General features: G+C 69.4%; 18 protein-coding genes. 6 read left to right on the top strand and 12 right to left on the bottom strand.

What is annotated here, in order from left to right:
- Window positions 1-7: 7 nt before the first annotated feature.
- From F3J18_RS03735 to F3J18_RS03720, 4 genes are all read left to right on the top strand, one after another.
- Entirely contained in the window at window positions 8-3,124 is a 3,117-nt protein-coding gene (locus F3J18_RS03735; RefSeq protein WP_166911407.1) for an MdtB/MuxB family multidrug efflux RND transporter permease subunit, read from the top strand.
- Window positions 3,125-6,433 (top strand): efflux RND transporter permease subunit, encoded by a 3,309-nt coding sequence (locus tag F3J18_RS03730; protein WP_166911405.1) that lies wholly within the window; start codon window positions 3,125-3,127, stop codon window positions 6,431-6,433. It begins immediately after the preceding gene.
- A gap of 13 nt (window positions 6,434-6,446) precedes the next feature.
- Window positions 6,447-6,608, top strand: coding sequence for a hypothetical protein (locus F3J18_RS03725; RefSeq protein ID WP_166911403.1), 162 nt, complete (start codon window positions 6,447-6,449; stop codon window positions 6,606-6,608).
- A 145-nt stretch (window positions 6,609-6,753) separates the two neighbouring features.
- A complete protein-coding gene (locus F3J18_RS03720; RefSeq protein WP_166911401.1) occupies window positions 6,754-7,383 on the top strand; it encodes an SDR family oxidoreductase in 630 nt (209 codons plus the stop codon).
- 70 nt (window positions 7,384-7,453) lie between these two features.
- On the opposite strand, the gene F3J18_RS03715 is transcribed toward F3J18_RS03720, so the two are convergent.
- Window positions 7,454-8,002 carry a peroxiredoxin gene (locus F3J18_RS03715; protein ID WP_025099717.1) on the bottom strand — a complete coding sequence of 183 codons (549 nt, stop codon included), beginning with the start codon at window positions 8,000-8,002 and terminating at the stop codon, window positions 7,454-7,456.
- A gap of 276 nt (window positions 8,003-8,278) precedes the next feature.
- On the opposite strand from F3J18_RS03715, the gene cdpA reads away from it, so the two are divergent.
- Window positions 8,279-10,021 (top strand): cyclic di-GMP phosphodiesterase CdpA, encoded by a 1,743-nt coding sequence (gene cdpA, locus F3J18_RS03710; RefSeq protein WP_200873221.1) that lies wholly within the window; start codon window positions 8,279-8,281, stop codon window positions 10,019-10,021.
- Between the two features lie 25 nt (window positions 10,022-10,046).
- Window positions 10,047-11,516: an HDOD domain-containing protein gene (locus F3J18_RS03705; protein ID WP_013697188.1), complete on the top strand. Its 1,470-nt coding sequence runs from the start codon at window positions 10,047-10,049 to the stop codon at window positions 11,514-11,516.
- A gap of 87 nt (window positions 11,517-11,603) precedes the next feature.
- On the opposite strand, the gene F3J18_RS03700 is transcribed toward F3J18_RS03705, so the two are convergent.
- From F3J18_RS03700 to hisQ, 11 genes are all read right to left on the bottom strand, one after another.
- The gene (locus F3J18_RS03700; protein WP_025099715.1) at window positions 11,604-12,401 is read right to left on the bottom strand and encodes an ABC transporter substrate-binding protein; all 798 of its coding nucleotides are present in this window, start codon (window positions 12,399-12,401) and stop codon (window positions 11,604-11,606) included.
- A gap of 232 nt (window positions 12,402-12,633) precedes the next feature.
- A complete protein-coding gene (astE, locus tag F3J18_RS03695; RefSeq protein WP_025099714.1) occupies window positions 12,634-13,713 on the bottom strand; it encodes a succinylglutamate desuccinylase in 1,080 nt (359 codons plus the stop codon).
- Window positions 13,697-15,049 carry an N-succinylarginine dihydrolase gene (astB, locus tag F3J18_RS03690; protein ID WP_025099713.1) on the bottom strand — a complete coding sequence of 451 codons (1,353 nt, stop codon included), beginning with the start codon at window positions 15,047-15,049 and terminating at the stop codon, window positions 13,697-13,699. Before astB ends, astE begins: the two co-directional genes overlap by 17 nt.
- Before the next feature lie 13 nt (window positions 15,050-15,062).
- Window positions 15,063-16,526, bottom strand: a complete 1,464-nt coding sequence (gene astD, locus F3J18_RS03685; RefSeq protein ID WP_166911399.1) for a succinylglutamate-semialdehyde dehydrogenase — start codon at window positions 16,524-16,526, stop codon at window positions 15,063-15,065.
- A gap of 4 nt (window positions 16,527-16,530) precedes the next feature.
- On the bottom strand, window positions 16,531-17,565 hold the full coding sequence (astA, locus tag F3J18_RS03680; protein WP_025099711.1) for an arginine N-succinyltransferase: 1,035 nt from the start codon (window positions 17,563-17,565) through the stop codon (window positions 16,531-16,533).
- Complete coding sequence (aruF, locus tag F3J18_RS03675) at window positions 17,562-18,659, bottom strand: arginine/ornithine succinyltransferase subunit alpha (RefSeq protein WP_166911397.1); 1,098 nt, start codon at window positions 18,657-18,659, stop codon at window positions 17,562-17,564. The genes astA and aruF overlap by 4 nt, the downstream gene beginning before the upstream one ends.
- Before the next feature lie 31 nt (window positions 18,660-18,690).
- Complete coding sequence (locus tag F3J18_RS03670; protein WP_166911395.1) at window positions 18,691-19,920, bottom strand: aspartate aminotransferase family protein; 1,230 nt, start codon at window positions 19,918-19,920, stop codon at window positions 18,691-18,693.
- Between the two features lie 189 nt (window positions 19,921-20,109).
- A complete protein-coding gene (locus F3J18_RS03665) occupies window positions 20,110-21,078 on the bottom strand; it encodes a GlxA family transcriptional regulator (protein WP_240154683.1) in 969 nt (322 codons plus the stop codon).
- A gap of 89 nt (window positions 21,079-21,167) precedes the next feature.
- Window positions 21,168-21,962: an ATP-binding cassette domain-containing protein gene (locus F3J18_RS03660; protein WP_105859049.1), complete on the bottom strand. Its 795-nt coding sequence runs from the start codon at window positions 21,960-21,962 to the stop codon at window positions 21,168-21,170.
- A 26-nt stretch (window positions 21,963-21,988) separates the two neighbouring features.
- Window positions 21,989-22,702: an ABC transporter permease gene (locus tag F3J18_RS03655; protein WP_013697178.1), complete on the bottom strand. Its 714-nt coding sequence runs from the start codon at window positions 22,700-22,702 to the stop codon at window positions 21,989-21,991.
- Window positions 22,699-23,388, bottom strand: coding sequence for a histidine ABC transporter permease HisQ (gene hisQ, locus F3J18_RS03650; protein WP_025099706.1), 690 nt, complete (start codon window positions 23,386-23,388; stop codon window positions 22,699-22,701). Before hisQ ends, F3J18_RS03655 begins: the two co-directional genes overlap by 4 nt.
- Window positions 23,389-23,549 lie beyond the last annotated feature (161 nt).

Below are 23,549 nucleotides of genomic sequence, written 5' to 3'. Positions count from 1 at the left end.
CTGATCGATGAATCCGTCACGTCTATTCATTCTTCGCCCGGTCGGCACCGCCTTGCTGATGGCGGCCATCATGCTGGCCGGCCTGGTCTCGCTGCGCTTCCTGCCGCTGGCCGCGCTGCCCGAGGTCGACTACCCGACCATCCAGGTGCAGACCTTCTACCCCGGCGCGAGCCCCGAGGTGATGACCTCCTCGGTGACCGCGCCGCTGGAGCGCCAGTTCGGCCAGATGCCCTCGCTGAACCAGATGTCCTCGCAGAGCTCGGCCGGCGCCTCGGTGATCACCCTGCAGTTCAGCCTGGACCTGCCGCTGGACATCGCCGAGCAGGAAGTGCAGGCCGCCATCAACGCGGCCGGCAACCTGCTGCCCTCGGACCTGCCCGCGCCGCCGATCTACGCCAAGGTCAACCCGGCCGACGCGCCGATCCTGACGCTGGCGATCACCTCCAAGACCCTGCCGCTCTCGCAGGTGCAGGACCTGACCGACACGCGCCTGGCGATGAAGATCTCGCAGGTCTCGGGCGTGGGCCTGGTGAGCCTGTCGGGCGGCAACCGGCCGGCGGTGCGGATCCAGGCCAACCCGCTGGCGCTGGCGCAATACGGCCTGAACCTGGACGACCTGCGCACCACCATCTCGAACCTCAACGTCAACACGCCGAAGGGCAACTTCGACGGCCCGACGCGCGCCTACACGATCAACGCCAACGACCAGCTGACCAGCGCCGACCAGTACAACGACGCGGTGGTGGCCTACAAGAACGGCCGCCCGGTGATGCTGACCGACGTGGCCAAGGTGATCGCCGGCACCGAGAACACCAAGCTCGGCGCCTGGGTCGATTCCGAGCCCGCGATCATCGTCAACGTGCAGCGCCAGCCGGGCGCCAACGTGATCCAGACCGTCGACGCGATCAAGGCGATCCTGCCCAAGCTGCAGGAGACGCTGCCGGCCGCGCTCGACGTGCAGATCGTCACCGACCGCACCACCATGATCCGCGCCGCGGTACGCGACGTGCAGTTCGAGCTGGCGCTGGCGGTGGTGCTGGTGGTGCTGGTGATGTACCTGTTCCTGGCCAACATCTACGCGACCATCATCCCGAGCCTGTCGGTGCCGCTCTCGCTGATCGGCACGCTGGCGGTGATGTACCTGGCCGGCTTCTCGCTGAACAACCTCTCGCTGATGGCGCTGACCATCGCCACCGGCTTCGTGGTCGACGACGCGATCGTGATGATCGAGAACATCGCCCGCTACGTGGAGGAAGGCGATGGGCCGCTGGAGGCCGCGCTCAAGGGCTCGAAACAGATCGGCTTCACCATCATCTCGCTGACGGTCTCGCTGATCGCGGTGCTGATCCCGCTGCTGTTCATGGGCGACGTGGTGGGCCGGCTGTTCCACGAGTTCGCGATCACCCTGGCGGTGACCATCGTGATCTCGGCGGTGGTCTCGCTGACCCTGGTGCCGATGATGTGCGCCAAGCTGCTGCGCCACACCCCGCCCAAGGGCGAGCACCGCTTCGAGACGCGCGTGCACGTGGTGATCGACAAGGTGATCGCGCGCTACGGCACGGCGCTGCGCTGGGTGCTGGAGCGCGAGCGCTCGACCCTGGTGGTGGCCCTGCTGACCCTGGCGCTGACCGCCCTGCTCTACGTGTACGTGCCCAAGGGCTTCTTCCCGGTGCAGGACACCGGCGTGATCCAGGCCATCACCCAGGCGCCGCAGGCGGTCTCCTACGGCTCGATGGCCGAGCGGCAGCAGGCGCTGGCCGCCGAGGTCCTGAAGAACCCGAACGTCGACGGCCTGACCTCCTTCATCGGCGTGGACGGCTCGAACATCACGCTCAACAGCGGGCGCATGCTGATCAACCTGAAGAACCGCGACGATCGCAGCGAATCGGCCACGCAGATCATCCGCGACCTGCAAAAGCAGGTGGCGAACCTGCCCGGCATCCAGCTCTACATGCAGCCGGTGCAGGATCTGACCATCGACTCGACGGTCAGCCCGACCCAGTACCAGTTCCTGCTGACCAGCCCGAACCCCGACGACTTCGCCACCTGGGTGCCCAAGCTGATGCAGCAGTTGCAGAAGGAGCCCTCGCTGGCCGACGTGGCCACCGACCTGCAGGCCAACGGCAAGTCGGTCTATGTCGAGATCGACCGCGCCACCGCGGCGCGCTTCGGCATCACGCCGGCCACCGTCGACAACGCGCTCTACGACGCCTTCGGCCAGCGCATCGTCTCGACCATCTTCACGCAGTCGAACCAGTACCGCGTGATCCTGGAAGCCGAGCCGCAGATGCAGCACTACGTGGAATCGCTCAACAGCATCTACCTGCCGGCCTCGGGCGGCGGCCAGGTGCCGCTGTCCTCGATCGCCAAGTTCCACGAACGCCCCGCGCCGCTGCTGGTCACCCACCTCGGCCAGTTCCCGGCCGCCACGGTGTCCTTCAACCTCGCGCCGGGCGCCTCGCTGGGCGAGGGCGTCAATGCCATCACCGCCGCCGAGAAGGCGATCGGGCTGCCGGCCTCGTTCCAGACCCGCTTCCAGGGCGCGGCGCTGGCCTTCCAGTCCTCGCTGTCGAACCAGCTGTTCCTGATCCTGGCCGCGATCGTGACCATGTACATCGTGCTGGGCGTGCTCTACGAGAGCTACATCCACCCGATCACGATCCTCTCCACCCTGCCCTCGGCCGGGGTGGGCGCGCTGCTCGCGCTGATGATCACCGGCCACGACCTCGACATCATCGGCATCATCGGCATCGTGCTCCTGATCGGCATCGTCAAGAAGAACGCGATCATGATGATCGACTTCGCGCTCGAGGCCGAGCGCAACGAAGGCAAGTCGCCGCGCGAGGCGATCTACCAGGCCTGCCTGCTGCGCTTCCGGCCGATCCTGATGACCACCCTGGCCGCCCTGCTCGGCGCGGTGCCGCTGATCGTCGGCTCGGGCGCGGGCTCGGAGCTGCGCCAGCCGCTGGGGATCGCGATCGCCGGCGGCCTGATCGTCTCGCAGGTGCTGACGCTGTTCACCACGCCGGTGATCTACCTCGGCTTCGATTCGCTGGCGCGCCGCGTGCGGCAAGCCTTCGAACGGCGCCGGCCGGCCGCCGGCGGCAACGGAACGGGCGCGTAAATGAACCTGTCGCGCCTGTTCATCGAGCGCCCGATCGCGACCACCCTGCTCGCGCTCGGGATCGCGCTCTCGGGCCTGTTCGCCTTCGTCAGGCTGCCGGTCTCGCCGCTGCCGCAGGTGGACTTCCCGACCATCTCGGTGTCGGCCTCGCTGCCCGGGGCCAGCCCCGACACGGTCGCCACCAGCGTGACCAGCCCGCTGGAGCGGCACCTGGGCTCGATCGCCGACGTCACCGAGATGACCTCGACCAGCTCGGTGGGCAGCGCGCGCATCATCCTGCAGTTCGGGCTGGACCGCGACATCGACGGCGCCGCGCGCGACGTGCAGGCCGCCATCAACGCGGCGCGCGCCGACCTGCCCGCCAGCCTCAAGAGCAACCCGACCTACAAGAAGGTCAACCCGGCCGACTCGCCGATCATGGTGCTGGCCGTCACCTCCGACACGGCCTCGCCGGCGCGCCTGTACGACGCGGCCTCCACCGTGCTGCAGCAGGCGCTCTCGCAGATCGAGGGGATCGGCGAGGTGGACGTGTCGGGCTCGGCCAACCCGGCGGTGCGCATCGAGCTCGAGCCGCACGCGCTGTTCCACTACGGCATCGGCCTGGAGGACGTGCGCGCCGCGCTCGCCTCGGCCAACGCCAACAGCCCGAAGGGCGCGATCGAATACGGGCCCACCCACTACCAGCTCTATACCAACGACCAGGCCTCGCAGGCTTCGCAGTACCGCGACCTGGTGATCGCCTACCGCAACAACGCGGCGGTGCGGCTCGACGACGTGGGCAGCGTGGTCGACTCGGTCGAGGACCTGCGCAACGTGGGCCTGGCCAACGGCAAGAAGGCGGTGCTGGTGATCCTCTACCGCTCGCCGGGCGCCAACATCATCGACGCGGTGGATCGCGTCAAGGCCTCGCTGCCGCAGCTCACCGCCGGCATGCCGGCCGACGTCGACGTGGCGCCGGTGCTGGACCGCTCGCGCACCATCCGCGCCTCGCTGACCGATACCGAGCACACCCTGCTGATCGCGGTGGGCCTGGTGGTGATGGTGGTGTTCCTGTTCCTGCGCAACTGGCGCGCCACCCTGATCCCGAGCGTGGCGGTGCCGATCTCGATCATCGGCACCTTCGGCGCGATGTACCTGCTCGGCTTCTCGCTCGACAACCTCTCGCTGATGGCCTTGATCGTCGCCACCGGCTTCGTGGTCGACGACGCGATCGTGGTGCTGGAGAACATCTCGCGCCATATCGAGAGCGGCAAGCCGCGCCTGCAGGCCGCCTTCGAGGGCGCGCGCGAGGTGGGCTTCACGGTGCTGTCGATCAGCCTGTCGCTGGTGGCCGTGTTCCTGCCGATCCTGCTGATGAGCGGCATCGTCGGGCGGCTGTTCCGCGAGTTCGCGCTGACGCTGTCGCTGGCGATCTTCGTCTCGCTGTTCGTCTCGCTCACGCTCACGCCGATGATGTGCGCGCGCCTGCTGCCCGAGCACGATCCCAAGCGCGAGGAAGGACGCGTGGGACGCTGGCTCGAGCGCGGCTTCGCGCGCCTGCAGCACGGCTACGACGTCACCGTGGTGTGGGCGCTGCGCCATCCACGCCTCATCATCCTGTCGCTGGTGGCCACCGTCGCGCTGAACGTGCTGCTCTACGTGAAGATCCCCAAGGGCTTCTTCCCGCAGCAGGACACCGGCATGCTGATCGGCGGCATCCAGGCCGACCAGTCCACCTCGTTCCAGGCGATGAAGCTCAAGTTCACCGAGATGATGAAGATCGTGCAATCGGACCCGAACGTGGCCACCGTGGCCGGCTTCAGCGGCGGACGCGCGACCAATGCCGGCTTCATGTTCATCACCCTCAAGGACAAGCCGGGCCGCAAGCTCTCGGCCGACCAGGTGATCGCCCAGCTGCGCCCGCGCCTGGCGCGCGTGGCCGGCGCGCGCACCTTCCTGCAGGCCGCCCAGGACCTGCGCGTGGGCGGCAGGCAGTCGAACGCGCAATACCAGTTCACGCTGTTCGGCGACTCCACCGCCGAGCTCTACCAGTGGGGGCCGAAGCTGACCGAGGCGCTGCAGGGCAAGCCGCAGTTGGCCGACGTCAACTCCGACCAGCAGCAGGGCGGCCTGGAGGCGATGGTCAACATCGACCGCGCCACCGCCGCGCGCCTGAACATCCAGCCCGCCGAGATCGACAACACGCTGTACGACGCCTTCGGCCAGCGCCAGGTCTCGACCATCTACAACCCGCTGAACCAGTACCACGTGGTGATGGAGGTCGCGCCGCAGTATTGGCAGGACCCCGAGATGCTCAAGCAGATCTGGATCAGCACCACCGGCGGCTCGGCCAGCGGCTCGTCCTCCACCAACGCCACCGCCGGCACCTTCGTGGCGGGCAGCGCGGCGGGCACCGGCACGGCCGGCACCAGCACCAGCAGCGCGGCGGCGATCGCCTCCGATTCGGCGCGCAACGCGGCGCTCAACTCGATCGCGGCGACCGGCAAGTCGAGCGCCTCCTCGGGCGCGGCGGTCTCGACCTCGAAGTCGACCATGGTGCCGCTCTCGACGATCGCCAGCTTCGGGCCGGCCACCACGCCGCTATCGGTCAGCCACCAAGGTTTGTTCGTGGCCACCACCATCTCCTTCAACCTGCCGCCGGGCGTGGCGCTGTCGGACGCCACCCGGGTGATCTACCAGACCATGGCCGAGCTCGGCATGCCGCCCACCATCACCGGCAGCTTCCAGGGCACCGCGCAGGCCTTCCAGAAGGCGCTGCAGGACCAGCTGCTGCTGATCGCGGCGGCCATCGCGGCGATCTACATCGTGCTGGGCATGCTCTACGAGAGCTACATCCACCCGGTGACGATCCTCTCCACCCTGCCCTCGGCCGGGGTGGGCGCCCTGCTCGGCCTGCTGCTGTTCAAGACCGAGTTCGGCATCATCGGCCTGATCGGCGTGATCCTGCTGATCGGCATCGTCAAGAAGAACGCGATCATGATGGTGGACTTCGCGATCGAGGCCACCCGCCAGGGCCGTTCCTCGTTCGACGCGATCCACGAGGCCTGCCGGCTGCGCTTCCGGCCGATCATGATGACCACCATGGCCGCCATGCTCGGCGCGCTGCCGCTGGCCTTCGGGCACGGCGACGGCGCCGAGCTGCGCGCGCCGCTGGGCATCGCAATCGTCGGCGGGCTGATCGTCTCGCAGGTGCTGACGCTCTACACCACGCCGGTGGTCTATCTGTACATGGACCGCATCCGCGTGGCCGCCGAGCGGCGCCGCGCGCGCCGCATGCCGCCGCCGCGGCCGGCCGGCGCGAGCGAATGAGGCGCGCGCCGCGATGAGGCAACGGGAAACCGCCCGCGCCGCGGCGCCGCTCGCAGCGGAGGCGCTGACGATGCGCGCGCTCGCGCGCGAGGCCGACGAGGCCGCCGTGCTGCGCCTGTTCCTGGCCGCCGCGCCGCCGGCTACTCGCCGTCGCTTTCCCGTCGGCATTCTGTAAGATATCGATCGATCCGCCGCCCTCGGCCATCCGGCCGGGCGCCACCGCCCACGCCTGCGTGCGGGGACGGATTCGGCATACACTGGTGGATCCTGCGTCGCCCGGCGCGGCCGGCGAGGATGCGGCGTCACGAAGGAGCGGTTCCATGTCGATGAAGGTATTGCTGATCGGCGCGACCGGCCGGACCGGCCATGCGCTCGCGGACCTGCTGCTCAAGCAGCGGGATTTCGAACTGACGGCGCTCGCGCGCCGGCCCGGCTTCGCCCTGCCCGGCGCGAATCCGGTGGTGGCCGACCTGAACGGCGATTTCTCGGCCGCGTTCCGCGGCATCAGCCATGCGATCTACGCGGCGGGCTCGGCCGAATCGGAAGGCGAGGCCCAGGAAGCCGCGATCGACCGCGACGCGGTCGGCCGCGCCGCCGAATACGCCAAGGCCGCCAACCTGCAGAAACTGGTGGTGATCAGCTCGCTGAGCGCCTACCAACCCGAGCGCGGCCCGGCCGAGCTGGCCCATTACTCGCGCATGAAGCGCGAGGGCGACGATCGCGTGATCGCCTCCGGCGTCGACTACGTGATCCTGCGCCCCGGCCCGCTGTCGGACCAGCCCGGCGTCGGCAAGATCGCGCTGACCGACCGCTGGCAGGAAGACGCCACGCCGGTGGCGCGCCAGGACGTCGCCTGGGCCGCCGTCGAGGCGATCAAGCTCGGCATCTCGCGCAAGATCATCGGCTTCATCGGCGGCGGCAGCCCGATCGAGCAGGCCTTGCGCGCCTGAAGCGCGTGGCCTGCCCGCCATGAAAAAAGCGCCCGAGGGGCGCTTTTTTTCGTCCGGCTCGCGGCCGCGCTTACTGCGTCTTGTGGGCAGCCGCCCAGGCCTTGACCGCGTTCATGGTGTTCTCCACGTGCTTGTCCGGCGACATGCTGGTGTACTCGTAGAGCACCTTGCCTTCGGGCGAAATCACGTAGGACACGCGGTTGGCGCGCTCCACGGCCGGCAGCTTGGCGTCGTACTCGCGGATGATCTTCGCGTCCGGGTCGGCGGCCACCGGGAATTTGCTGCGGCACTCGCTGACCGAGAACTTGGTCAGCGTGTCGATCTTGTCGGCCGACACGCCGATCACGGTCGCGCCGTACTTCTTGTAGTCGTCCACCGCATCCGCGAAGGCATGGGCCTCGATGGTGCAGCCGGTGGTGAAGGCGGCCGGGTAGAAGTACAGCACCACCGGGCCCTTCTTCAACTGGTCGGCCAGCGAATAGTCGTAGGTCTTGCCGCCGATCGAGGCCTGCGTGGTGAAATCGGGCGCCGCGTCGCCCGCCTTCAGCACCGCCTGCGCGGCCAGCGCGTGCATGGCCAGCGCCGCCACGGCCAGGGTCGACAGAATTTTCCGCTTCATTTTGTTCCTCGTTTTCAATAAAGTCCGAGAGTGTCCCGCCCCCGCTCGTTCGCCTGTCGAACGAATCGCCAGCCAAATCAAGCGATTTGCATACCAGTACCGCACCACTGGCTAAAGAATCGGAGCCGATAGCCGTTATTGCAACCGAACCAACGGTTCCAGCCTCACCAGCCAGCGAGAAACATGGAAGCCAACAGGAACACGTCGCCGCACAAGCGCACCTGGCGTCACGCCCTACGCGCGCTGCGCCGACTCGCCTGGTCCGGCGGCGCCTTGATGCCAGCCCGGGCCAGCGCGCCACGCGACGATGATACCGTCCGCCACTGGCTCGAACAGACCGTCGGCGCGGTCGATTTTCTTGCCCACGTCGACCGCGACCTGCGCTTCCTCTACGTCTCGGAAGCCAGCCTGCGTTTCATCGGCTATCACCGCGACTACCTGCGCACGCTGACCCTGCGCGACCTGATCCCCGAGCAGGATACCGCGACGCTCGAGGCCTTGCTCGCCCGCGCGAGCCAGACCGGCCATATCGAGAAGGCCACGGTCTGCATCGTCAAGTCGCTGACCTATCCGCTCGACGTGGAACTGCGCGCGGTGCGCAGCCATCACGCCGGCGTCGACGGCTACGCGATCGCCGCCTTCGACGTGTCGGCCTGGCGCGCGCTGGAGGCGCGCCTCACCTACGAGATGCACCACGACCCGATGACGGGGCTCGACAACCTGTCGGCGCTGATCCCCGGGCTGATGGAGGCGCAGCGCGCGGCCGACGAGGACGGCCGCTGCGCGGCGCTGCTGCTGCTCGACCTGGACGACTACCAGCGCATCAATCGCGGGCTCGGCTACGACGCCGGCGACATGCTGCTGCGCGACACCGCCCAGCGCCTGCGCGGCGCGATCGCCGACGAGGAGCGGCTGGCCCGGGTGGCCAGCGACAAGTTCGCGATCGTGTTCAACGCGCCCGATCGCGAGGCCGCGCGCGAGCGCGCCCAGACGCTGGCGCGGCGCCTGCAGGCGGCGATCCAGCCGCCCTACCGCTACGACGGCCAGTCGGTGCACCTGTCGGCCAGCATCGGCATCGCGCTGTACCCGGACGAGCGCCCGGCCGCCACCCGCCCGCATCATCACAGCCCGCTGCTGCGCCGCGCCGACCACGCGCTGACGCAGGCCAAGGCGCTCGGCGGCAATACCCTGGCCTTCCACCAGAGCGCGGCCGATCCGACCGACGCCGAGCGGCTCAAGCTCGAATCCGATCTCTACGACGGCGTGCGCAACGGCGAATTCTCGCTGCACTTCCAGCCGATCACGGAAAGCCGCAGCGGCGCGGTGGCCGGCGTGGAGGCGCTGATCCGCTGGCACCACCCGGTGCACGGGCTGGTGCCGCCCGCCACCTTCATCCCGCTGGCGGAATCAATCGGCCTGATTCATTACCTCGGCAACTGGGTGCTGAAGGCCGCCTGCATGCAGCTGGTGTCCTGGGACGACCAGGGCATCGTGCTCGAATACGTGGCCGTCAACGTCTCGCCGCAGCAGTTCCGCGACCCGCGCTTCGTGCAGGGCGTGCGCGAGGCGATCGCGCTGACCGGCATCAGCCCGCAGCGCATCGTGCTGGAGATCACCGAGAGCCTGCTGATGCACGACCCGGTCGGCGCCAAGGCCCTGCTCGAGGAGGTGGCCGCGCTGGGGATTCGTTTTGCCGTCGACGACTTCGGCACCGGCTACTCCAGCCTCGCCTACCTGCAACGTTTTCCGCTTGCCCGCCTGAAGATCGACCGCAGTTTCGTCGAAAATTTGTTGACGTCGCGCAATGATCGCGCGATCGTGTCGGCCGTCGTCGGACTTGCGCAGACGCTCGACCTCGAACTCGTCGCCGAAGGCGTCGAAACCGAGGCCCAGCGCGCACTGCTGACGGAAATGGGTTGCGACCATATCCAGGGCTGGCTCGTGTGTCGTGCGCTACCATCCGACGAACTCGCCCAGCGTTTCGAGGCTCGTCTGCTTCACCTGCGCGAAACGGCCTGAGGGCCGGCACCGAGCCATTAACCGTATGACGACATACACCGAACACCTGCCGAAAGCGGCGCTGCTCGACAAGCTGTGGGCGCGCATGAACGACCGCGGCGATTTTCCGATGCTGTCGGATTCGCTGCGCGCGACCATGGCCGCGATCGACAACGACAACCTCGACTTCACCGCGCTGGTGGGCGTGGTGCTGTCCGACTTCGCGCTCACGCAGAAGGTGATCCGGCTCGCCAACTCGGCGATGTACATCGCGTTCGGCGGCAACATCACCACTGTGACCCGCGCCCTGATGGTGCTGGGCATGGACGCGGTCGGCCACCTGGTGGTCGGCCTGAAGCTGGTCGACCACTTCCACCAGGGCGCCTCGCAGCGCATCGACGCCAAGCTGGAGCTGAACCGCGCGCTGCTCTCGGGCTGCGTGGCGCGCAGCCTGACCGAGGATGCGGAGCTGCGCGCCGGCGAGGAGGCGATCGTCTGCACCCTGATGCGCCAGGTCGGCAAGCTGCTGGTGGTGTTCTACCTGGACAGCGAGTGGGACGCGATCCGCCGCCGCGCGGCCGAACTCGGCGGCAACGACGCCGCCGCCTGCGTCGACGTGCTGGGCGTGGGCTTCGACGAGATCGGCCGGGAGGCCGCGCTGCGCTGGCGCCTGCCCGAGTCGATCCGCGCCAGCATCGCGCCGTTCGACCCGGCCGACGAAACCAGCGCGGAAAGCATCCAGTGGCTGCGCGCGGTCAGCGACTGCTCGACCGAGGTGGCTGCGGTGATGACCACCCCGGGCCTGAGCGCCGGCCAGCGCGACACGCGCCTGCTGGCGCTGGCCCAGCGCTTCGCCGCCACGCTCGAGATCGAGCCCGACGAGTTGGTGCGTATCGCCCGCGAGCTGGCCCACGACGAGGCCAGCGACACGGTGCTGCGCGAGATCGTGGCGCTGCGCGCCAACGCGGCGGCGCTCGAACGCGCGGCCGCCGAGCCGCAGGCCACGCTCGACACCGGGCTGGCCGACCTGCGCGCGCTGCCCACCGAGAACCAGCAGGAACACGTGCTGGCGCTGGCCTCCGAAAGCGTGCTGGCGGGCCTCGCGCTGTCGCGCACCATCATGTTCGTGCGCGATGCCGACGGGGTGTTTTCGGCCAGGCTGGGTTTCGGTTTCGGCGTGGAGGCCGCGCTGCCGCGCATGCGCTTTCACGAGACCTTCGAGCCCGACGTGTTCCACCTGGCGATCTCGAATTCGGTCGGGATCTTCATCGAGGACGCGCACGAGCCGAAGATGCGCCGCCGCCTGCCCGCCTGGTACCGCGACGCGCTGCCCGACGTGCACGGCTTCGTGCTGCTGCCGGTGCGCAGCGGCGATCACTGCGCGGCCCTGCTCTACGGCGATTGGTCGGGCCCGCAGCGCACCCAGCGCATCGCCCATCGCGAGATGGCGGTGCTCAACAATATCGGCGCCGAGCTGAGCCGCTTCTTCTCGCTGCGGGACGGCGAGGCGCACTGAGCCGCGCCCGCCGCCCGCGACGGACAAAAAAACCGGCCGCCCCCTGACGGGAGCGGCCGGTTTTTTCTTGTCGCCGGCTGCGGCGGCTTACTTCAGCACCACCGGCACGCTGAAATACTTCTTCGCCAGGTTGTCGATCGTGCCGTCGGCCTTCAGGTCCTTCAGCGCGCCGTTGATGGCGTTGCGCAGGTCGGTGTCGTTCTTGCGCAGGCCGAAACCGACGCCCGAGCCGAGGATCTCGGCATCGACCACCTGCGGGCCCGCGAACGCGAAGCCGGCGGCCTGCGGCTTGGCCAGGAAGCCCTTGGCGGCCGCTTCCGAATCCTGGAAGGTGGCGTCCAGGCGGCCCGACTTCAGGTCCTCGTAGGCCAGGTCCTGGGTCTGGTAGGGCACCACCTCGACGCCGGCCGGGGCCCAGCGCGCCTTGGCGTAGGACTCCTGGATCGTGCCCTGCAGCACGCCGACGCGCTTGCCCTTGAGCGAGGCGGGCGTGGGCAGCAGGCCGCTACCCTTCTTCGCGATCAGCTGGTTCGGGATCGAGTAGATCGGATCGGTGAACGCGACCGCCTTCTTGCGCTGGTCGGTGATCGTCATGTCCGAGTTGATCGCGTCGAACTTGCGGGCCTGCAGCGCCGGGATCAGGCCGTCGAAGTCGTTCTCGACCCACACGCACTTGACCTTCAGCTTCGCGCACACGGCATTGCCGACATCGATGTCGAAACCGGCGAGCTTGCCGTCGGGCAGCTTGTACTCGAACGGCGCATACGAGGCCTCGACGCCGAAGCGGATCTGCTTCAGGTCCGCGGCGCTCGCGCCGGACAGGGTGGACATCGCGGCGGCCGTCGCCACCGCGCCCGCGGCCATCTTTCGCCAGTTCAACTTCATCGGAAGGTTCTCCTCGAGATACAGATCGGTTCTTGGACAAACGGGCGCGCGCCCTCGTGGGACGGGCGCCCGGACACTACGCACGGGTCAAGCCGTGATGCGGCGGAAAACGCCACAAGGGCGCGATTGTACCGCCGAGCGCGCCGCGCCCCGCCGCGAGCGGGCCGGCTTGCCGCGCGACGCGGCGCGCGAAGGGCCGCGCCGCATCGAGCCAAACCGCGCCGGGCCGCCTTCAGCCGAGCGCGGCCAGCGTGGCCTCGGTGGTCTCCACCACCATCAGCCCGGCTCGCAGGCCCGGCTTGACCGCCGGGTTCGGGAACACGATGCGCTCCTCGTCGTGCGAGACCAGGTAGCGATAGTCGCCGTCGCGCGCGACCAGGGTGCCGCGCGCCAGCGGCGTGAAATTCGCCACGTCGCCGGCCACCAGCAGCTCGAAAGCCTCGCTCTGCTTGGTGAGCTGGCCGATCACGGTGAACACGCGCGGCAACGCGGGCGCCGCGGCGGCGGCATGCGCGGCTGCGCTGCCGACTTCACCCGCGATCAGCGCGCGCACCGCCGCATCGGCGCCGGCGAAGCGCGACAGCTCGTTCTGGCCGAACGGGCGCACCTTGCCGAGCTCCAGTGTGCAGGCCAGCGCCCCGCAGGCGCTCGCGCAGAACTGCGAATAGGTATTGCCCGCCTCGGTATGCAGCAGCACCGCCGCGATCCGCGCGCGCGCCAGCCAGTCGATCATGGCGCGCGCCGGCGGCTCGCCGATATGCGGCAGCAGCGCGAACTGCTCGAAGGCCGAGGCGCGGATCGCCGTGTGCATGTCGAGGTGCCAGCGCATCTGGCGCGACTCGGGGGCGGCGGCGAAGAACTCGCGCGCCGCGGCCTCGAGCACGGCCGCGCGCGGTGCGTCGCGGCTGCCTTCGCGCTGCGCGTGGCGGCCGTTGAACAAGCGGTTCAGGTCGTCGTCGAGGTAGCGCGTGCCGGCGCGCATCGCCGCCGGGTGGCCCAGCACCACCAGCAGGCGGTTCGCCAAGGACAGCGCGCCGCGCGCCAGGTCGCGCACCATCATCGACAGCAGTTCGATCGGCGCGGTTTCGTCGCCGTGCACACCGGCCGATACCAGCAGGCTGGCCGGCATCGCTGCGCCCGCCACCAACGCCGCCGGGCTCAGCGCCAGCAGACCTTCGCCGTGCCAGGCGTAGCGCACCGCCCCGCCGGCGCAAACGCCCTCGCGCGCGTCCGGCGTCCCGCCGGCCAGCGTGAAGGCGAGGAAATCGTCGAGCCAGGCGGGCGCGCCGCCGCGATCAGCGCTGGAAGTCATACAGCGAACCGAGCTTGAGGATCTGCGTCAGCTCGTCGAGCGCGGTGCGCGACTCATTGAGCAAGGCCGGGTCGGTCAGGTCGGACGGCGCGAGGCGGTCGCGATAGTGCTTCTCGATCCAGGCGTCGAGCGAGCCGAACAGCGCATCGTCGATCCACACGTTAGGCCGCACCGCCGCGCGCTCGGCCTCGTTCAGCACCACCCGCAGGCGCAGGCAGGCCGGGCCGCCGCCGTTCTTCATGCTCTCGCGCAGGTCGAACACCAGCACCTCGCCAATCGGCCCGTTGCCGGCCGCCAGCGCATCGAGATAGCGCCCCACGCGCTCGTTCTCGCGGCATTCCTGCGGCACCACCAGCACCTGCGAGCCGTCGGCGCGCGACAGCAGCTGGCTGTTGAACAGGTAGGAGCCGACCGCGTCGGCCACGCTCACCGCCGCCTCGGGCACCTCGATCACGTTCAGATGCGCGCCGCGCGCCGCGAGCGAGGCGCTCAGCGCGTCGTACACCGACTTGCGCTCGGCGAAGGCCAGTTCGTGGCAGAACAGCGTGTCGCGATTGCCGACCGCGATCACGTCGTTGTGGAATACGCCCGCATCGATCACCTCGGGGTTCTGCAAGGCGTAGACGGTCGCGTCCTCGGCCAGGCCGTGGCGCTGCGCCACCGCGCGGCTCGCCTCGAAGGTCTGGCGCGCCGGGAAGCGCTTGGGCTCGGGCCCGCGCCGGTATTCGCTGCGGCCGTAGACGAAGAACTCGACGCCGGCGCTGCCGTATTCGGCACACAAGCGCGTGTGGTTGGCCGCGCCCTCGTCGCCGAGCGCCGGCGTGCCGGGCAGCGCGTCGTGCACCATGAAGCGCGACTCGTCGGCGAAGATCGCCGACAGCGTGCGGCGCGTCGATTCGTGCTCGATCGCGCGATGCAGCTTGCTGCACAGGTTGGCCGGCGTGAAGTGGACCCGCCCGTCGCCGGTATCGGCCGAGGGGCTGACGGTGGCCGCATTGGCGGTCCACATCGCCGAGGCCGAGCTGGCGGCCGCCAGCAGCTCGGGCGCTTCCTTGGCGGCCTTGGCGATCACGTCGGCGTCCTTGCCCGAGAAGCCGAGCTCGCGCAGCAGGCGCAGCGAGGGGCGCTCCTGCGGCGGCAGCACGCCCTGCGCGAAGCCGAGATCGGCGAGCTGCTTCATCTTGCGCAGCCCCTGCCTGGCGGCGGCCTTCGGGTTGGCCGCCGACTTCTCGTTGCTCAGCGAGGCCACGTTGCCGAACGACAGCCCCGCGTAGTTGTGGGTCGGGCCGACCAGCCCGTCGAAATTCGCCTCGATGGCGTTGCGCGTTGCGTTCATGGTCGTTTCCTGCTCAGAAATGGAGGCCGGGCGAGAGGCTCGCCGGCATGTTCAGCCGTTCGCTCTCGACCGAGGCCATCGGGTAGGCGCAGTAGTCGGCCGCGTAATAGGCGCTGGGCCGGTGGTTGCCCGAGCGGCCGGCGCCGCCGAACGGCGCGGCGGAAGACGCGCCGTTGGTCGGCCGGTTCCAGTTGACGATGCCGGCGCGGATGCTGCGCTGGAAATGCGCCCAGGCATCGGCGTCGTCGGACAGCAGCCCGGCCGACAGGCCGTAGGCGGTGTCGTTGGCCAGCGCGATCGCCTCGTCGAAGCTGCCGTAGCGGATCACCTGCGCGAGCGGGCCGAAATATTCGGTGTCCGGAAGATCGCGCACCGCCGTGACGTCGAGGATCGCCGCGTTGACGAAGCCGAGCTTCGGGTCGCGCTGCTCCATGGCGATCAGCGCCTGCGCGCCGGCGGCCAGCAGCGAGGCCTGCGCCTCGACCAGGCGCGAGGCCGCGCGCGCCGAGATCACCGCGCCCATGAAGGGCTGCGGCTCGGCGTCGTAACGATCGGCGCGGATCCGCGCCGTGACCTCGACCAGGCGCGCCAGGAAACGCTCGCCGTGCGCGCCTTCCGGCACGAAGATGCGGCGCGCGCAGGTGCAGCGCTGCCCGGCCGACAGGAAGGCCGACTGGATGGTGTGATGCACGGCCGCGTCGAGATCGGCCACTTCGCCGATCACCAGCGGATTGTTGCCGCCCATCTCCAGCGCCAGCACGATCTCGGGCCGGCCGCCGAACTGGCGGTGCAGCAGGGTGCCCGTGTCCGAGCTGCCGGTGAAGAACAGCCCGTCGATCTGGCGATGGTTGGCCAGCGCCACGCCGGTCTCCTTCTCGCCCTGCACCAGGTTCAGCACGCCGGCCGGCAGCCCCGCGTCGCGCCAGGCCTCGACGGTGGCGCGCGCCACGCCGGGCGCCAGCTCGGAAGGCTTGAACACCACCGTGTTGCCGGCGATCAGGGCCGGCACGATATGGCCGTTAGGCAGGTGGCCCGGGAAGTTGTACGGCCCGAACACCGCCACCACGCCATGCGGGCGATGCCGCAGCACGGCCGTGCCGTCGGCCATTGCGGTGCGCTTCTCGCCGGTGCGCTCGTGGTAGGACGTGATCGAGATCTCGACCTTGGCGGCCATGGTCGCCACCTCGGTGCGCGCCTCCCACAGCGGCTTGCCGGTCTCGCGGCCGATCGCGGCGGCGAGCGCCTCCTTGCGTTCGCCGAGGATCGCGGCGAAGCGCTTGACGATCGCCACCCGCGCCTCGAAGTCGAGCGCCGACCAGGCCGCGAAGGCGCGGCGCGCGCTGGCCACGGCGAAGTCGACGTCGGACGGCGAGGCGCCGGCGCCCTGCCACACCGGCTCGTCGGTGCCGGGGTTGCGCGAGGAGAATTCGGGACCGCTGCCGGCGACCCAGTCGCCGTCGATGAAAAGTTCGGACATGGTGTTATCTCGGTTGTGACTTCAGCGCATAGACCCGCAGCGTCTCGCCGGCGGCCACGCCGAGCGCGGCGGCGTCCTCGGCGCTCAGCACGAAGCGGCCCGCCTCGGTGACGGCGCCGCTGGCCATGCCGACCCGGAAGTCGGCCAGCGAGGTGTTCGAGACCAGCGCGCGCGGCGCGCCCTCGCCCGCCTCGGGCGTGCCGATCTCGACCGGCACCAGCACGCTGTCGCGCACCGTGCGCAGGTCGCCGACGTGGCATTCGAGCACCGGGCCGGCGTCGAAGATGTCGACGTGGTTCTGGTAGCGCAGGCCCTCGGCCTCGAGCATCTTGCGCGCCGGCAGCGTGTCGCGATGGGTCAGGCCGATGCAGTCCTGCGCGTCCTGCGGCAACAGGTCGACATAGACGGGAAAGCGCGGCATCAGCTCGGCCAGGAAGGACTTGCGGCCATGCGAGCTGAGGTAGTCGGCGGCGTTGAAATCGATCTGGTAGAAGTGCGAACCGACCGCGCGCCAGAACGGCGAGCTGCCGTGTTCGTCGAAATGGCCGCGCAGCTCGGCGCAGATCCGCTCCGGGAAGCGCTCGCGGAACTGCGCGATGAACATGAAGCGCGAGCGCGACAGCAGCCCGCCCACGCCGGCGGTGCGATAGCGCGGGCTCAGGAACAGCGAGCAGACCTCGGCATAACCGGTCAGGTCGTGCGAGATGTTCAGGAGCGACATGCGGGTCCACACGCCCAGGTCCTGGCTGGCATGCACCACCGTGCTGACGCGATAGTTGTAGAAGGGCTGGGCCAGGCCGACCTCGGTCTCGATCCCGCACACGCCGGCGATATCGCCGCTGGCGGTGTCCTCCATCACGAAGAAATAGCCGGCCTCGGCGGGCGAGGCCGCGCCGTCGACGGTGCGCCGCGCGCGCTCGATGCGCGCGGCCAGCGCCTCGCGGTCGGGCTTGAAGGTGGTCAGGCCCGGGCCGGTTTCCTGCGCGAGCGCGACCAGCGCATCGACGTCGCCGGTCTGTACCACGCGAACCACGATCATCGTGCGTCTCCCGAAAGCGTGTTGGTCTCGTCGCGGCGATGCAGCGGCACGCAGCGCACGGTGTCGCCGTCCACCACGCCGAGCGCGGCGCGCGCGGCCGCGTCGAGCGGCGCGTCGATCGCATTGCCCGCGGCCGCCTCGGGCAGGTCGGCCAGCACGCAGCGGAACGCGTCGCCCTCGCCGGTGGCCACCAGGTGCGTGAGGCCGGCGGCATCGGCATCGGCGCTACTGCCTGCTTGGCCGGCGTGGCCGGCATTGCGCACGGTGCGCGCGCCGTTATGCGTGACGCAGGCGATGCGATCGATCTGCGCGGTCAGCACCGGGCCCGCATCGAAGATGTCGACGTAGCGATCCGGCTCGAAACCTTCCTCGAGATGGATGTCGTAGGCCAGCAGGCCGTGCTGGTTGGGCTCGCCCAGCACGCGCTGCGCGGCTTCCGGCAGCAGCGGCACATAGACGGGATAGACCGGCATCACCTCGGCGATGAAGGTACGGCTGCGGCCGCCCGATTCGACCTCGATGTCGGCGAAGTCGCGCCGGAAGAACTTGCGGCCCACCGCCTCCCAGAACGGCGAGGCGCCGTTCTCGTCGGTCACGCCGAGCAGCAGCGAGAACACCTCGGGCGTGAAGCGGCGGCGATGCGCGGCGATGTACATCATGCGCGCGCGCGACACCAGGTGCGCCGCCGCGTCGCCGCGCAGGGAGGGATCGACGTAGAAGCCCGCCAGCCGGCTCTTGCCGGTCAGCTCGTGCGACATGGTCAGCGCGTGGATCTTGCGGTTCACGTGCAGCTCGCGCGAGGCGTGGATCAGCGCGTCGTTGCGGAACGCGTAGAACGGCTCCGAATAGCCCGCCGCGGCGACGATGCTGGCCGTGCCGAGCAGGCGCCCCGTCTCGCTGTCCTCCAGCACGAACAGGTAGAACTCCTCGCCGGGGAAATCGGCGTCGGCGCGAAACGAATCCTCGGACAGCGCCACGCGCGCCTCCAGCGCGCGACGGTCGTGCGGCAGCGAATGCAGCACCGGCCGCGCGGTGCGGGCCATCTGCGCGAGCGCGTCGAGATCGGCAAGCCTGCCGGGGCGTACGAATAGCATCGTCGTTCCTGTGGACGGAGGAAGGCGGGACTCAGCGGCCCGCGGCGATCGCCGCGACCACCGCGTCGACCGCGCGCGCGAAGCGCTCGAGGCCCTCGTCGAGCACATCGAGGGGGATCACCAGCGAGGGCACGAAGCGCAGCACGTTGGGCCCGGCGATCAGCATGATCACGCCGTGCTCGGCGGCGGCCGTGACGAAGTCCTTGGCGCGGCCCTCGAAGGCCGGGTTCAGCTCGGCGCCGAGCAGCAGGCCCTTGCCGCGGATCTCGCTGAACAGGCCATGCTTGCCGTCGAGCTCGCGCAGCCTGGCGCGGATCCGCTCGCCGCGCTCGGCCACGCCGGCCAGCAGCTTCGGATCGCTGACCAGTTCCACCACCTTGTCGGCGATCGCCGAGGCGAGCGGGTTGCCGCCGTAGGTGGTGCCGTGCACGCCCACCTTGAAGTGCGCGGCCAGTGCCTCGGTGGTCAGCATCGCGCCGATCGGGAAGCCGTTGCCGAGCGCCTTGGCGGTGGTCAGGATGTCGGGCGTCACGCCCGTGTCCATGTAGGCGTAGAAGTGGCCGGTGCGGCCCACGCCGGTCTGCACCTCGTCGAAGATCAGCAGCGCGCCGTGCGCGTCGCAGGCCTCGCGCAGCGCCTTCAGGAAGGCCGGATCGGCCGGGATCACGCCGCCCTCGCCCTGCACCGGCTCGACGATCACCGCGCAGGTGCGCGGGCCGATCGCGGCGCGCGCGGCCTCGATGTCGTTGTAGGGCAGATGGTGGATGCCGCCCGGCTTCGGGCCGAAGCCGTCGGAATACTTCGGCTGGCCGCCCACGCTGACCGTGAAGAAGGTGCGGCCGTGGAAGGATTGCGCGAACGAGACGATCTCGTACTTGTCCTCGCCGAAGCGATCGAAGGCGACGCGTCGCGCCAGCTTCAGCGCGGCCTCGTTGGCCTCGGCGCCGGAGTTCGCGAAGAAGGCGCGATCGGCGAAGGTCAGGCTCTCGAGACGCCGGGCCAGGCGCAGCACCGGCTCGTTGGTGTAGCCGTTGCCGATGTGCCAGAGCTTGCGGCCCTGCGCCTCGAACACCTTCAGCACTTCCGGGTGGCCGTGGCCGAGCGCGGTCACCGCGATGCCGCCGGCGAAATCGACGTAGTCCTTGCCGGCGGTGTCCCACACGCGGGAACCCTCGCCGCGGTCGGGCACGAACGGGGCCGGCGAGAATACCGGCACCATCACGTCATCGAAAGTCTGTCGGGTCACGTTCTCGGAGGTCATGGCGGTTCCTTGGTCCAGAAATCACAGCGTTCAGTGTAGGCAACGGGGCGCGATACGTCTTGCGCAATTGCGACGGGTTCTATCGGCTTGGCCGGGGGCGCCTCGCGCCGGGCGCGCGGTGCCGGCCGGCATCACGAAACATGCCGCGGCGGCGGCGCTGCCAGCCTGGCGGCATCGGCCCCCGCCGCTTCAATCCTCGTCGCCGCGCTCCACCAGCGCGCCGGCGCGCGGCTCGCTCGCGCCGCCGTGCTGCTTCTCCAGCCAGGCGCGGCGATCCTCGCGCGGCGTCACGCCGAAGCGCTCGCGGTAGGCGTTCGAGAAATGCGCGGCCGAGGAGAAGCCGCAGGCCAGGCTCACCTGCACCACCGACTTGCTGGTGCGCTGCAGTTGCGTGCGCGCCTTCAAGAGGCGCAGGTTCAGGTAGTACTTGGACGGCATCGCGCCGAGATACTGGCGGAACAGCCGCTCGAGCTGACGTCGCGAGATGCCGACCAGGGACGCGATCTCATCCGTGGTGAGCGGGTCCTCGACGTTCGCCTCCATCAGCTGCAGCGCATCGTTGAGGCGCGGATGGCGCTCGCCCGGCGCGGTCACGAAGGGAATCCGCTGGCGCGACTCGCCGCTGCGCGGCGTGCCGCAGCCGAGCGCGTCGGCGATCCGCTCGGGCAGCTCGGGGCCGTGGTCGCGGCCGATCATGGCCAGCATGAAATCGATGCTGGCCTGGCCGCCCGCGCAAGTGGCGCGATCGCGGTCGATCTCGTAGATCTGCTGGGTGACGATGGTGCGCTCGAACTGCTCGGCGAACTGCTGGTAGGTCTCCCAGTTCACGGCCACACGATAGCCGGCCAGTTGCCCCGCCATCGCCAGCCACCACACGCCGTGATGGATGCCGCTGACCAGCGGCGTGCGCTGGCCCACGCGCGCCAGGCTGGCGAGGAACAGGCGGTAGTCGGCGAACTGCTGGAAGCGCTCGCTCACCACGATCAGCCAGTCGCAGGCGACAGCGTCGTTGAAGGCCGCGTCGGCCTGCCAGCTCGCGCCGCCCGCGAGCGGCACCGGCTTGCCGTCCCAGGAGCAGACCTGCCAGCGATAGAGCGCCCGGCCCTCGATCTCGTTGGCCAGCGCGAGCGCATCGACGATCGGGCCCACGCCCGACATCGACACGGGCGGCAGCGCGACGATCGCGACCTGCGTCGCGCGCGCGGCGCCGCCGGGACGACCGATCGCTGCCACCACCGCGCCGCCCCTTACTTGAGGCTGCCCGACAGGAATTGCCTGAGGCGCTCGCTCTGCGGACGCGACAGCACCTCGGCGGGGTCGCCCTGCTCCTCGGTACGCCCCTGGTGCAGGAACATCACATGGTTCGAGACGTTGCGCGCGAAGCCCATCTCATGCGTCACCACGATCATGGTGCGGCCTTCCTCGGCCAGCTTCTGCATCACCTTCAGCACCTCGCCCACCAGCTCCGGGTCGAGCGCGGAGGTGGGCTCGTCGAACAGCATCACGTCGGGATGCATGGCCAGCGCGCGGGCGATCGCCACGCGCTGCTGCTGGCCGCCCGACAGATGCGAGGGATACTGCTTCTCGACGCGCGGCGGCAGCCCCACCTTCTCCAGGTACTCGCGCGCGCGTTCCTCGGCCTCGCGACGGGAGATGCCCAGCACGTGCAGCGGCGCCTCCATCACGTTCTCGAGCACGTTCATGTGCGCCCACAGATTGAAGTGCTGGAACACCATCGCGAGCTTGGTGCGAATGCGCTGCAACTGCTTGTGGTCGGCCACCTCCAGCGCGCCGCTCTTGTCGGCCCTGGTGCGCACGGTCTCGCCGTCGACCACGATCTGCCCCGCATTGGGCCGCTCCAGGAAATTGATGCAGCGCAGGAAGGTGCTCTTGCCCGAGCCGCTGGCGCCGATGATGCTGATCACGTCGCCGGCCTTGGCGTCGAGCGAGACGCCCTTGAGCACCTCGTTGTCGCCGTAGCGCTTGTGGATGTCGTGGGCCGCCAGCTTGCTGGCGGCGTTCGGCTGCGTGGTCTGAGCCAACTGGCGTCTCCCGGGATGAGGTCGATTCAATGACGGCCGGCCGCGAGATACGCGAGCCAGTGGCGCTCGGCCCGGCGAAACGCCGCGACGAGTGCGAACGATACCGCAAGATAGATCAGCGCGGCGATCCCGAACGACTGGAACGCCATGTAGGTGGCGGAGTTCGCGTCGCGCGCCACCTTCAGGATGTCGGGCACGGTGGCCGTGAAGGCGACCGTGGTGGCATGCAGCATCAGGATCACCTCGTTGCTGTAGAGCGGCAGCGCGCGACGCAGCGCCGAGGGCAGGATCACGCGGCGATACAGGGTCCAGCCGCCCATGCCGTAGGCGCGCGCGGCCTCCACCTCGCCGTGCGAGGTGGCGCGGATCGCGCCGGCGAAGATCTCGGTGGTGTAGGCGCAGGTGTTCAGCGCGAAGGCCAGGATCGCGCAGTGGAAGCCGCTGCGGAAGAAGGCGTCGAGCAGCGAGTGCGATCGCACGAACTCCAGGCTGTACATGCCGGTGTAGATCAGCAGCAACTGCACGTAGAGCGGCGTGCCGCGAAACACGTAGGTGTAGGCGCGCACCGGCATCGACAGCCAGCGCTTGCGCGAGACGCGCGCCACCGCCAGCGGGATCGCGCAGACGAAGCCGATGCCGATCGAGGCGACCAGCAGCCACAAGGTGACGGCCAGGCCCGAGAGCCGCTGGCCGTCCCAGAACAGGAAGGCCTTGCCGAATTCCTGGAGGATCTCGATCATAGTTCCGCGTGCCTCACGCCCAGCGAGTAGCGCCGCTCGAGCTGCCGCAGCACCAGGTTGGAGACCGTCGTGATCGCCAGGTAGATCAGCGCCGCGACGAGGATGAAGAAGAACATGTTGAAGGTGCTCTTGCCGGCGTCCTGCGCGGCCTTCACCACATCGGCCAGGCCGATGATCGAGACCAGCGCGGTGGCCTTCACCAGCACCTGCCAGTTGTTGCCGATGCCGGGCAGCGCGAAGCGCATCATCTGCGGGAACAGGATCCGCGTGAACACGCGCAGGCCGCTCATGCCGTAGGCGGCGCCCGCCTCCAGCTGGCCGCGCGGCACCGACAGGAAGGCGCCGCGGAAGGTTTCGGTGAAGTAGGCGCCGTAGATGAAGCCGAGCGTGAGCACGCCGGCCACGAACGGGTCGATGTCGATCTGGTCCCAGCCCAGCAGGTCGGTCAGCTCGTTGAGCCAGATCTGGATGCTGTAGAACAGCAGCAGCATCAGCACCAGGTCCGGCACCGAACGGATCAGGGTGGTGTAGGCGGTGCCGATGCCGCGCATCACGCGGTTGGCGGACAGCTTCGCGACGGCGCCGAGCAGGCCCAGGATCACCGCGGCGGCCAGCGACAGCACCGACAGCTCGATGGTCTGCACGGTGCCCGCCCAGATGACGGGGCCGAATCCGTAGAGGAACACGCGCGTCTCCTGAGATTGTCGAGTCGAATGGGACCGTCGCGCGGACGGCCTCGGAATGGGGCGGATACTCGCAAGCGAAAAAAACCGGCTCAAATGGGGCGCGGCCGGAATGCTGCAACGCAGCAACGGCTTGCGACGAGCTTGCGGGAAGCCTGGGCGCC

The sequence above is a fragment of the Burkholderia sp. Ax-1720 genome (assembly GCF_011753035.1).
Classification (GTDB): Bacteria; Pseudomonadota; Gammaproteobacteria; order Burkholderiales; family Burkholderiaceae; genus Burkholderia; species Burkholderia gladioli.
Note: the sequence above shows the minus strand (reverse complement) of the source record. Positions and strands in the feature narration are given on the sequence as shown.

Excerpts from the sequence above, each read along its gene's own strand:
- aruF (WP_166911397.1), bottom strand. The coding sequence starts at position 18,659 with ATGCTATTCGTACGCCCCGGCAGGCTTGCCGATCTCGACGCGCTCGCG.
- cdpA (WP_200873221.1), top strand. The coding sequence starts at position 8,279 with ATGCCAGCCCGGGCCAGCGCGCCACGCGACGATGATACCGTCCGCCAC.
- F3J18_RS03705 (WP_013697188.1), top strand. The coding sequence starts at position 10,047 with ATGACGACATACACCGAACACCTGCCGAAAGCGGCGCTGCTCGACAAG.
- astA (WP_025099711.1), bottom strand. The coding sequence starts at position 17,565 with ATGATCGTGGTTCGCGTGGTACAGACCGGCGACGTCGATGCGCTGGTC.
- astB (WP_025099713.1), bottom strand. The coding sequence starts at position 15,049 with ATGAACGCAACGCGCAACGCCATCGAGGCGAATTTCGACGGGCTGGTC.
- F3J18_RS03735 (WP_166911407.1), top strand. The coding sequence starts at position 8 with ATGAATCCGTCACGTCTATTCATTCTTCGCCCGGTCGGCACCGCCTTG.
- F3J18_RS03720 (WP_166911401.1), top strand. The coding sequence starts at position 6,754 with ATGTCGATGAAGGTATTGCTGATCGGCGCGACCGGCCGGACCGGCCAT.
- F3J18_RS03665 (WP_240154683.1), bottom strand. The coding sequence starts at position 21,078 with ATGTCGGGCGTGGGCCCGATCGTCGATGCGCTCGCGCTGGCCAACGAG.
- astE (WP_025099714.1), bottom strand. The coding sequence starts at position 13,713 with ATGACTTCCAGCGCTGATCGCGGCGGCGCGCCCGCCTGGCTCGACGAT.
- astD (WP_166911399.1), bottom strand. The coding sequence starts at position 16,526 with ATGTCCGAACTTTTCATCGACGGCGACTGGGTCGCCGGCAGCGGTCCC.
- F3J18_RS03725 (WP_166911403.1), top strand. The coding sequence starts at position 6,447 with ATGAGGCAACGGGAAACCGCCCGCGCCGCGGCGCCGCTCGCAGCGGAG.
- F3J18_RS03715 (WP_025099717.1), bottom strand. The coding sequence starts at position 8,002 with ATGAAGCGGAAAATTCTGTCGACCCTGGCCGTGGCGGCGCTGGCCATG.
- F3J18_RS03655 (WP_013697178.1), bottom strand. The coding sequence starts at position 22,702 with ATGATCGAGATCCTCCAGGAATTCGGCAAGGCCTTCCTGTTCTGGGAC.
- F3J18_RS03700 (WP_025099715.1), bottom strand. The coding sequence starts at position 12,401 with ATGAAGTTGAACTGGCGAAAGATGGCCGCGGGCGCGGTGGCGACGGCC.
- F3J18_RS03670 (WP_166911395.1), bottom strand. The coding sequence starts at position 19,920 with ATGACCTCCGAGAACGTGACCCGACAGACTTTCGATGACGTGATGGTG.
- F3J18_RS03730 (WP_166911405.1), top strand. The coding sequence starts at position 3,125 with ATGAACCTGTCGCGCCTGTTCATCGAGCGCCCGATCGCGACCACCCTG.